Origin of the sequence: Nocardiopsis lucentensis DSM 44048 (assembly GCF_000341125.1) — a bacterium.
Lineage (GTDB): Bacteria > Actinomycetota > Actinomycetes > Streptosporangiales > Streptosporangiaceae > Nocardiopsis > Nocardiopsis lucentensis.
In genome coordinates this window covers 1-9,436 of the sequence record NZ_ANBC01000143.1, presented here as the reverse complement: position 1 = coordinate 9,436, position 9,436 = coordinate 1, and the positions used below count along the sequence as shown (strand labels likewise).

Genomic DNA, 9,436 nt, shown 5'->3' with positions numbered 1-9,436 from the left:
GGCGGCGGTGTCGGACAGGACGAAGTCGGCAGCCACGAGCAGGTCGAGGGAGGCCAGGCGGTCACGGACGCGGTCGGCGTCGGGGGCGGAGACGACGGGGTTGGACCCGAACAGGAGCATGGCGCGCGGTCCGCCGTCGGTGCCCAGGGCGTCGAGGAGTTCGAAGGCGCTGCGACCGGGGCCGGGCAGGGTGTCGGGGTCCACTCCCCACACGGAGGCGACGTGGTCGCGGGCGGCGGGGTCGTCGATTCTGCGGTAGCCGGGCAGCTGGTCGGCCTTTTGGCCGTGTTCGCGGCCGCCCTGTCCGTTGCCCTGGCCGGTGATGCATCCGTATCCGGACCCGTGGCGGCCGGGCAGGCCCAGGGCGAGGGAGAGGTTGATCCAGGCCGAGACGGTGTCGGTGCCCTTGGCGTGCTGTTCGGTGCCGCGGCCGGTCAGCACGTAGGCCGACTGGTTGCGGGCGGCCCGGCCGAGCAGGTCGGCGGCTCGGCGCAGTTGGGTGGCCGGGACGCCGGTGACCTGTTCGGTGCGTTCGGGCCACCAGGCGGCGGCGTGTTGCCAGGCCTGGTCGAAGCCGTGGGTGCGGGCGGCGAGGTAGTCGGTGTCGGTCCAGCCCTGGACGTGGACGGCGTGCAGCAGGCCCAGGGCCAGGGCCAGGTCGGTCCCGGGGCGGGGGGCCAGGTGCACTCCCCCGTTGTCGAGGGCCGCTTGGGCGGTGCCCGACTGGCGTGGGTCGATCACGATGAGTGTGGGCGCGGACAGGTGCCCCATCATCGGTGGCATGGTCTCGGCGGGGTTGGCGCCGGCCAGGAGGACGACTTCGGCCTCGGCCACGTCGGTGAGGGGGAAGGGCATGCCCCGGTCCAGGCCGAAGGCCTTGTTGCCGGCGGCCGCGGCCGAGGACATGCAGAACCGGCCGTTGTAGTCGATCTGTGAGGTGCCCAGCGCCAGTCGGGCGAACTTGCCCAGGGTGTAGGACTTCTCGTTGGTCAGTCCACCGCTGCCGAACACCGCGACCGCGTCGGGGCCGGACTCGGCGCGCAGCGCGTTCAGGCGTGCGGCGACGTGGTCCAGCGCCGTGTCCCAGTCCACCTCGGTGAGTTCGGAGTCCCGGTCCTTGCGGATCAGGGGTCGGGTGAGGCGGTCGGGGACGGTGAGGACCTCGGTGGAGGTCCAGCCCTTGCGGCACAGCCCGCCCCGGTTGGTGGGGAAGGCCGCCGGGCGGGCGGTCAGGCGCCCGTCCGGTCCGGTGTCCAGGTGCATGGCGCACTGGAGCGCGCAGTAGGGGCAGTGGGTCGTGGTGCTCTGGCCTGGGGTCATCGTGCGACGGTCTCCGTGGTGCCGGTGGCCTGGGTCTGGGCGGGGGCGGCGAGGGTGGGTGTGCGCATGTAGACGGTGTAGGTGACCACGGCGCACACAGCGTAGAAGACCAGGAAGGCGACGAGCCCGGGGGCCGCCGACTCGGTGGCGCGGAAGGACTCGCGGAAGACGAGGTTGATGGCGACGCCGCCGAAGGCGCCCATGGCGCCGATGAGGCCGAGCATGGAGCTGGCGATGCGCTTGTTGTAGGAGTGGGCCTCCTCGGCGGGGGTGCCCGCGGAGATGGCGCTCTGGGCCTTGGCGGCGTAGAGGGACGGGATCATCTTGTAGACCGAGCCGTTGCCGATGCCGGTGAGGACGAACACGACGGCGAAGACGCCGATGAACAGGATCAGGTTGTCGATCTGGATGGAGGCGACGGCCAGGCCGGTGGCGATCACCATGGCGATGAAGTTCCAGAAGGTGACGCGGGCGCCGCCGAGGCGGTCGGCCATCTTTCCGCCGACGGGTCGGATGAGGGAGCCGATGGTGGGGCCGAGGAAGGTGACGGAGGCCGCCTGGAGGGGTTCGAGGCCGAACTGGTTCTGCAGCAGCAGGCCGAAGGCGAACCCGAAGCCGATGAAGGAGCCGAACGTGCCGATGTAGAGGAAGGACATGATCCAGAAGTGCCGGTCACGGGTGGCGGCGATCTGGGCGGACACGTCGGTGCGGGCGCTGGTGAGGTTGTTCATGCTGCGGAGGGCGACCCAGATGGCCAGCAGGATGAACGGGGCGTAGAACAGCGGGACCAGGTGCCCGGAGGAGGCGGTGAACAGGGCGATGACGGCCAGGCCGACGAGCTGGACGGTGGCCACGCCGATGTTGCCGCCGCCCGCGTTCAGGCCGAGCGCCCAGCCCTTCTCCTTCTCGGGGAAGTAGAAGTTGATGTTGGCCATGGAGGAGGAGAAGTTTCCTCCGCCCACGCCCGCGGTGGCGCCCAGGACCAGGAACAGCCAGTAGGGGGTGTCGGGGTTCTGGATGAGGTAGAACGCCAACACCGTGGGGATGAGCAGCAGGGACGCGGAGATGATCGTCCAGTTGCGGCCGCCGAAGATCGGCACGGCCAGGGTGTAGGGCACGCGCAGGATCGCGCCGACCAGGGCGACGAGCGAGACGAGCAGGAACTTCTGTTCGGGTGCCCAGTCGAACCCGGCGGCGGGGGTCATGAACAGGGCGAGCACGGACCAGATACTCCAGACGGAGAATCCGATGTGCTCGGACAGGATCGACGCCCACAGGTTGCGCTTGGCGATGGGTCGGCCGGTCTCCCGCCAGAAGGTGGGGTCCTCGGGCGCCCAGTGGGTGATCCAGGACCGTCCGGTCCGCTGGCTTGATGAGCTGGTCTCGGGGGCCACGACCAGGCCTTCCTACTCGACGGATGATGACAAAACCGAAGGTAGGAAGTGTGCGTTGCCTGGAGGTGTCGCGTCGTAACACGCGGGAAACAGTCGGCTCACCCCAGGGCTGTGACCTCGGTGAGAACCACGTTCTCGCAGGTGGTTCGGGGTGCGTGTCGCGGCTGTGTGGTGTCGGCCACTTTTCGTGGTGGGGGTGGTTCTCAGCCCCTGGCGGACCGACTGGTCCCGTGGGCCGGCCCCCGTGATCGCGGCGGTGGGGCGTGGGCTGGTCGTCGCATCCGTCTGGTTCACAGTGGACCTCCGAGTCGATGTGTGCGTGGCGAACGCGCGCGAACGCGTCACCGGGGGGCGTGGGGCCCTGACCGGCCGGTCAGGGGCAGCCGGAGGGATTCGAGGTGGGCGCGCCAGGCCGGTGCGCGCTCGGCGGCGCCGGGCCGGAGGGAGGAGCCTGTCCACTCCGTGACGGTGCGGATGCCGTGCAAGGCGTTGACCAGCCAGGTTTCACGTTCGTCGAGGGTTTGTGGGCGGGCGTGCCGCTGGCGGACCCGGATGCCCAGTTCGCGCGCCCGCTCCACCAAGAGCGCGGCGGTGACACTGGGCAGGACCCGTAGTCGTTGGGAGGGCAGGCACAGGGTGTCGCCCTCCCACCACAGCAGGGCGCTGGTGGTCGACTCCACGAGCAGGTCGGAGCCGGTGCACAGCAGGGCCTCGTCGGCTCCGGCGCGCACCGCGCCCTGTCGGACGCCGGCCAGCCGCTCCAGGTCCGGCCCCTTGACCCGGGGCCGGGTCCGTGGGTCGGGTCCGGGCCAGACCAGGACGCGCAGGCCGGTGCCGCGTGGCGGGGCGGCTCGCAGCAGGAAGGCGAGCCGCCCGTCGGTGCGCAGCTCGGCGCGGGGGAACCAGTCGCCGTGCGGGGGGATCGCGGCCAGGGCCTCCTCCCAGAAGCACTCGGTGGTCAGCCGGGACACGCCCGCGGCGACGCAGGCGCGCGCGAACCGGTCCCGGTGGCGTTCCACGGCCCGAGCCGCGCCGTCGGTCACCAGCCAGGAGTCGGCGGCCAGGAGTCCGGTCCGGGGTGTGTCCCCCGGACGCAGCCCGATGTCGGGGTTCCAGTACAGGCGGGTGTGGGTGGCCTGCGTCATGGTCAGTACCGCCCGCTGGTGTTGGTGAGCGCGCCGGTGCGGGGCCCGTAGGGGGAGTTCTCCAACCAGGCCCCGCACGCCGGGACGAGGGGGGACAGCCGCGCGGCGGCCGCCTGCCGCAGCCGGACGATCCGGCTGCTCGGCCGCAGGTGTGCCAGGGCGGTTCCGGCTGCCCGGCTGTTGAACAGCGCCGCTTCGCGGCGCAGTCGGGCGAAGCGGTCCACGGCCGGCTCGCGCGTGGCCGGGTCGCCCAGCGCCTGGGCGATGGCCGAGGCCGCCTCGACCGCGTCCGCGATCCCGCTGTTGAGGCCGCGTGCCCCGAACGGAGGGAACAGGTGGCAGGATTCACCGACCAGGAGCACCCGGCGCCGCGGGTCGGTGAAGGCCTCGGCGACCACCTGGAGGAACCGGTAGCGCGAGACCCACAGCAACCGGTCGGCGTAGCGTTCGGGGACGACCCGCGCCGTCCAGCGGCGGGCGGCCTCCTCCGTGGCGTAGGCGTCGGGGTCGTCGCCGTCCTTGCACTGCAGGTCCAGCTGGAATCCTCCCGCGAAGGGGACCCGCATCAGACTGCGTCCGCCCAGGGCGGGGTGTTCGTAGTGGAAGACCCGTTCCAGGGGGAGGGCGTCGTTCCCGTCGTCGCGGACGTCCACCACCACGTGGAAGGACTCGGAGCGTTCTCCCTCCAAACGGATGCCCAAGGCCTTGCGCACCCCCGACCGTGCCCCGTCCGCCGCGATCACGTACCGCGCGGTCCACTCGTGTCCCGACGTGGTGCGCAGCAGTACCCGCTCACCGGTGGCGTCGACCTCGCTGACTTCGGACTCCCAGGCGAAGTCGACCCCCGCCTGGACGCACTCGCGCATCAGATGCCGTTCCGTCTCCACCTGCCGGAGGCTGGTGAAGGGGTGTGCCCCTTGTCCGGTGGCCGGCGGGTAGGAGCGGCGGAAGACCTCGCGGCCCCGGTACAGGGTGCGTTTGGTGGTCCAGACGATTCCGTGGCTGGTGAGGGTGTCCCGCAGTCCCGGGCGGATGTTCTCCAACAGCTCCAGGGACTCCCTGTGCAGGAACAGTGCCCTGCTTCCGGGACGCACCCGGTCGGCGGCCTGGGCCTCCAACACGGTGACCGGGAGCCCGGCGCCGCGCAGGGCCAGTGCCGCCGTCAGGCCGACGGGACCGGCTCCGACGACCAGGACCGGACGGTGATCGTCCCTGTCTGGCCTACTACTCATCTGTGCCCTTCCTCAGCAACTGGTCGCGGTGGACGAAAGGGGCCGCGAGCGGGTCCCGCTCCGGCCCGGGGCGGGTCATCGGGCGGCGGTCCGGGAGTCCACGGTGCGCAGCGAACCCTCTTCGAGCATGCGGGTGAGCTGGACGCGCTGAACCTTCCACGTCGAGGTGCGGGGCAGGTCGGCGAAGGGGACGTGCAGCGGGTCGGACATGGGCGGCATGTCCTGGACCGCCTTCCGCCAGCGGTCCTGGTCCAGGGGTGCGTCCTTGCGGGTGCAGACGATGGGGACGGGGGTGCCGTCGGGGCCCTTGACGATCACCACCTCCAGCAGCTCGTCGAGGCTCGACATCAGCACGTCCTCCAGTTCGAGGTTGCTGTCGATGCTGTCGATCTGGTCGATGTCGCGGTCGATGAGGAAGAGCATCCCCAGACGGTTGAGGTAGCCCATGTCCCCCAGGCGCCACCATGATCCGTTCAGCTGGGAGCGGTAGCGGCCGTCCTCGCCCAGGTAGGTCAGGACCCGGCCGCGGCTGCGCACCTCCAGGTGCCCGGCCTCGCCCCGGCGTACCGGCGCGCCGTCCTCGCCGACGGCCCTGACCTTGATGAAGCCCGGCAGGGGGAAGCCCACGCACCGCCCGTCGGTCTCCCGCGCGCTGTTGGGCGTGTACCACCAGCCCGAGATCGGTCCGGTCTCGCTCTGCCCGTACAGCTGCACCATCAGCGGGTTGCGGCGCCGGGAGGCTCCCAGCAGCCGCTGGATGGTCCGCGGGTGGATGGCGTCGAAGGTCGTGCTGTAGTAGCGGACGCTGGCCAGCGGGGCGCCCGGGGCGTCGGCCAGCTCCTCCCACTGGATGAAGTTGTTGGGGTGGGTCTCCACCAGCCCGGGGCGGGTGCGGGTGAAGATGGGGCCGATGACGTCGGGGTCGGGGTCGACCAGGACGTCCAACGGGTTCCCGTAGTTGAGGAACACCCCCAGGGAGTGGAAGAACCGGGAGTGCACGAAGGACATGCACAGCGCGACCCGTTCGCGCCGCCGGACGGGCCAGGCGATGATCTGCTGGGGCAGCAGGCGGTGGAAGATGGTCTGCGCGGTGTGGACCATCAGCTTGGACACGCCCGTGGTGCCGGAGGTGTGGGTGATCAGCGCGGGCTGGCTGGGGTGCATCCGCACCGGGTCCCGGCGGGGGGCGTCGTCCAGGCCCGCCAGCAACAGACCCGTGGGGTGCTCGCGGGTTCCGGCCACCAGGACCCGGCGGGTCAGCGCCTCCAGGTTCAGGTCGGCCAGGTCCCCGTCGATCTTGTCGGCGTCGGTGACCAGCCAGGGCTGGTCCAGCCTCCGCAGGAGTTCGTCGATGATCTGGCCGCTGAGCGCGGGTGAGAGGGTGACGGGCACGGCGCCGATCCTGGCGGCGGCGCAGGCGATCAGCGCGATGTCGAAGTTGGCGCCCTTGTGGACGGCGATCCGCTCGGCCGGGCGCACGCCGGCCGCCCACAGTCGGGCGGCGAGGTCGTCGACGACGTCGGCCAGGGCCGCGTAGGTCAGGTCGCGTCCGCGCTCGGGGAAGGTGGCCAGCGGCTGGTCGAGGGTGACCGGGGTGGAGCCGAACCTGGCCGCGGCGTTCTCGAACAGCTGGCCGAGGTAGAAGGCACGTTCGGGCAGGAGCCGGTTGAGCATGTCCGTCCTTGTGGGGTGATGTGGGGGTGGGTGGGGGCGTCACCGTCGGGGCGGGTCACCAGGTGCCCTGGCGGACCCGGAAACGCTGGATCTTCCCGGTGGCGGTGCGCGGGAGCACGTCGACCAGTTCGACGGTGCGCGGGACTTTGAAGGCGGCCAGACGGGAGCCGGCCAGGGAGAGCAGCTCGGTGGTGAGGGTCTGGGAGTCGGGCGCCGTGGTGGTGGCGACGACGAAGGCGCGCAGTCGGCTGGCGCCGCGTTCGTCGGGGATGGAGGCGACCGCCACGTCGCGCACACCGGGGTGTTCGCCCAGGACCTGCTCGACCTCCAGCGGCGACATGGTGATTCCGCCGACCATCTCCAGGTCGTCGGCGCGCCCCAGGTGCGTGTAGGTGCCGTCCGGGTTGCGCACGGCCCGGTCGCGGGTGGCCAGCCAGCCGTCGACCAGGGTCCGTTCGGTTTCCTCGGGCAGGCCGAGGTATCCGGGCATCACGCTGGGCCCGCGGGCCCACAGCTCGCCCTCCTCGCCGACGGCGACCTCGTCGCCGTGCTTGTCGCGCACCTGCAGCGCGAACCCCGGCACCGGTGTGCCGATGGTGCCCGCGACGTTGTCGTCGACGCCGTTGGCGCACATGGCGTGTCCGGCCTCGGTGGAGCCGAGCTGGTCCAGGACGGGGACGCCGAGGAAGCCGGTGAAGCGTTCCGCGAAGGCGNCCCCCGCGGAGACGGCCACTCGCAGGCTCGCGAAGTCGGTCGGGTCCGTGTCGCCGACCAGTCGGGCGTAGGAGGAGGGGACGCCGTAGACGGCGGTGACGCCGTGGCGGCGTACCAGTTCGGCCACCCTGCCGGGGCCTGGACGCTCGGGGGTCAGGACCGCCGACCCGCCGGAGAACAGGGGGAACACCAGCGCGTTGCCGAACCCGTAGGCGAAGAAGAGCTTGGACACCGACAGGGTCACGTCCTCGGGCCCCAGACGCAGTCGGGCGCGCCCGAACGCGGCGTGGTAGAAGGACGGGTCGGTGTGGCGGTGCACCACGCCCTTGGGCCGTCCGGTGGTGCCGGAGGTGTACTGGACGTACAGCGGGGTGTCGGCGTCCACCGGTTGGGCCCGGCCCTCCGGGGCGTGCCGCGCCGCCGCGACCAGTTCGACGTCACGCAGGGTTTCCAGTCCCGCGAACCGGTCGGCGGTCTCCTCCCCCGCCACGACGTGGGAGACACCGGCGTCGGCGACGATGAAGTCGTGGTCGGCGACGGGCAGCGCGGGGTTGGTCAGCACCGCTGTGGCGCCCAGCCGGGCGGTGGCCAGGAACGCCGTCACCCAGGCGATCCCGTCCGGGACCGCGACCAGGACCCGGGTGCCCGGGCGCACACCCCGGTCGGCCAGGACGGTGGCGGCGCGGGCCGCCAGGTCGTGCACCTGGGCGTGGGTCCAGGTCCGCTCCCCCTCGTGGAAGGCCGGACGGTGCGGCCAGCGTGCCTGGGCGAGTTCCCGCAGTTCGGTGGCGATGTTCACCGGTCCCCTCCCTTCGGGGTGACGGAGTGGGGGCCGCGCATCACCGCACCACCTCGACGGCCCGGTAGGCGCGCAGCGGAGCGGACGCCTTGAGCAGCATCTCGTCGTACTCGTCGGCGGGGTCGGAGTCCAGGACGATGGCCCCGCCCGCGCCGACCCGCCACCGGTCGCCGATCCGCACCGCGGTGCGGATGACGATGTTGAGGTCGGCGGCTCCGTTGCAGGAGAGGAACCCCACCGAGCCCGAGTAGACACCGCGGGCCTCGGTCTCCAGTTCGTCGATGATCTCCATGGTCCGCAGCTTGGGTGCGCCGGTCATCGATCCGCCGGGGAAACAGGCGCGGACGCAGTCGATGGCGTCGGCGTCCGGGCGCAGCCGTCCGCGGATCGTGGACACCAGCTGGTGGACCGTGGCGTAGGACTCGGCGGCCATGAGCCGGGGGACGTAGACGCTGCCCACCTCGCACACCCGGCCCAGGTCGTTGCGGAGCAGGTCGACGATCATGAGGTTCTCGGCGCGGGTCTTGGCGCTGGCGGCCAGCGAGTCGCGCAGGCGGACGTCCTCCTCCGGGGTGGCGCCGCGGGGGACGGTGCCCTTGATCGGCTTGCTCTCCACCTCGCCGTCCCGGGAGACGGTCAAGAAGCGCTCCGGTGAGGAGCCCGCCATCTCCATGTCCTGGCCCATGCGCAGGTAGGCGCCGTAGGGGGCCGGGTTGGCCGTGCGGAGCCGGGTGTAGAAACGGTAGCCGTCCTCGACCGCGGGCAGCCAGGCCGAGGTGGTCAGGCAGATCTCGTAGCTCTCACCCTCGTGGAGTTTGCTCTGGCAGGCCGCGACGGCGGCCTCGTAGTCCTGCCGGCCGACGGTCAGGTGGGACTCGATCTCCGCCGGGGACAGGGCGGCCGCGCGGTCGGCGCCGGTGTCGGAGGGCTCGGGTGCGGCGCCGACCAGTGTCTGGATCTCGGCGGCGGTGGCCTCCAGCCACGCCGTGGCCTGGCCGACGCGCTCGGCGGAGCCGTCGCTCATCGCCACCAGGTAGGTCGTGTCCCGTAGGTGGTCGACCGCCACGAAACGGTCGGCGAAGACCCACCAGGAGTCGGGGGTGGGTGCGCGGTGCCGGTTGACCGCCCCGCAGTCGGCCTTGAGCTCGTAGCCGAGGT

7 protein-coding genes are annotated in these 9,436 nt (G+C 71.8%); all 7 read right to left on the bottom strand.

All coding sequences use genetic code 11. The annotated features are described in order from the left end of the window. Positions 1 to 1,320 (bottom strand): molybdopterin oxidoreductase family protein (locus D471_RS33070; RefSeq protein WP_040688396.1); only part of this gene is annotated, 1,320 nt, incomplete at its 3' end. After that, complete coding sequence (locus D471_RS0105000) at positions 1,317 to 2,714, bottom strand: MFS transporter (protein WP_017597617.1); 1,398 nt, start codon at positions 2,712 to 2,714, stop codon at positions 1,317 to 1,319. The genes D471_RS0105000 and D471_RS33070, both read right to left, overlap by 4 nt. Before the next feature lie 341 nt (positions 2,715 to 3,055). Further along, on the bottom strand, positions 3,056 to 3,859 hold the full coding sequence (locus tag D471_RS0104995) for an aminotransferase class IV (RefSeq protein WP_017597616.1): 804 nt from the start codon (positions 3,857 to 3,859) through the stop codon (positions 3,056 to 3,058). 2 nt (positions 3,860 to 3,861) lie between these two features. Further along, positions 3,862 to 5,091 (bottom strand): FAD-dependent monooxygenase, encoded by a 1,230-nt coding sequence (locus tag D471_RS0104990; protein WP_017597615.1) that lies wholly within the window; start codon positions 5,089 to 5,091, stop codon positions 3,862 to 3,864. Between the two features lie 75 nt (positions 5,092 to 5,166). After that, positions 5,167 to 6,765, bottom strand: coding sequence for a class I adenylate-forming enzyme family protein (locus D471_RS0104985; RefSeq protein ID WP_017597614.1), 1,599 nt, complete (start codon positions 6,763 to 6,765; stop codon positions 5,167 to 5,169). A 55-nt stretch (positions 6,766 to 6,820) separates the two neighbouring features. Continuing rightward, the gene (locus D471_RS0104980) at positions 6,821 to 8,278 is read right to left on the bottom strand and encodes an AMP-binding protein (RefSeq protein WP_017597613.1); all 1,458 of its coding nucleotides are present in this window, start codon (positions 8,276 to 8,278) and stop codon (positions 6,821 to 6,823) included. Between the two features lie 40 nt (positions 8,279 to 8,318). After that, positions 8,319 to 9,436, bottom strand: a 1,118-nt coding sequence (pabB, locus tag D471_RS33065; RefSeq protein WP_017597612.1) for an aminodeoxychorismate synthase component I, incomplete at its 5' end; no start/stop codon positions are given.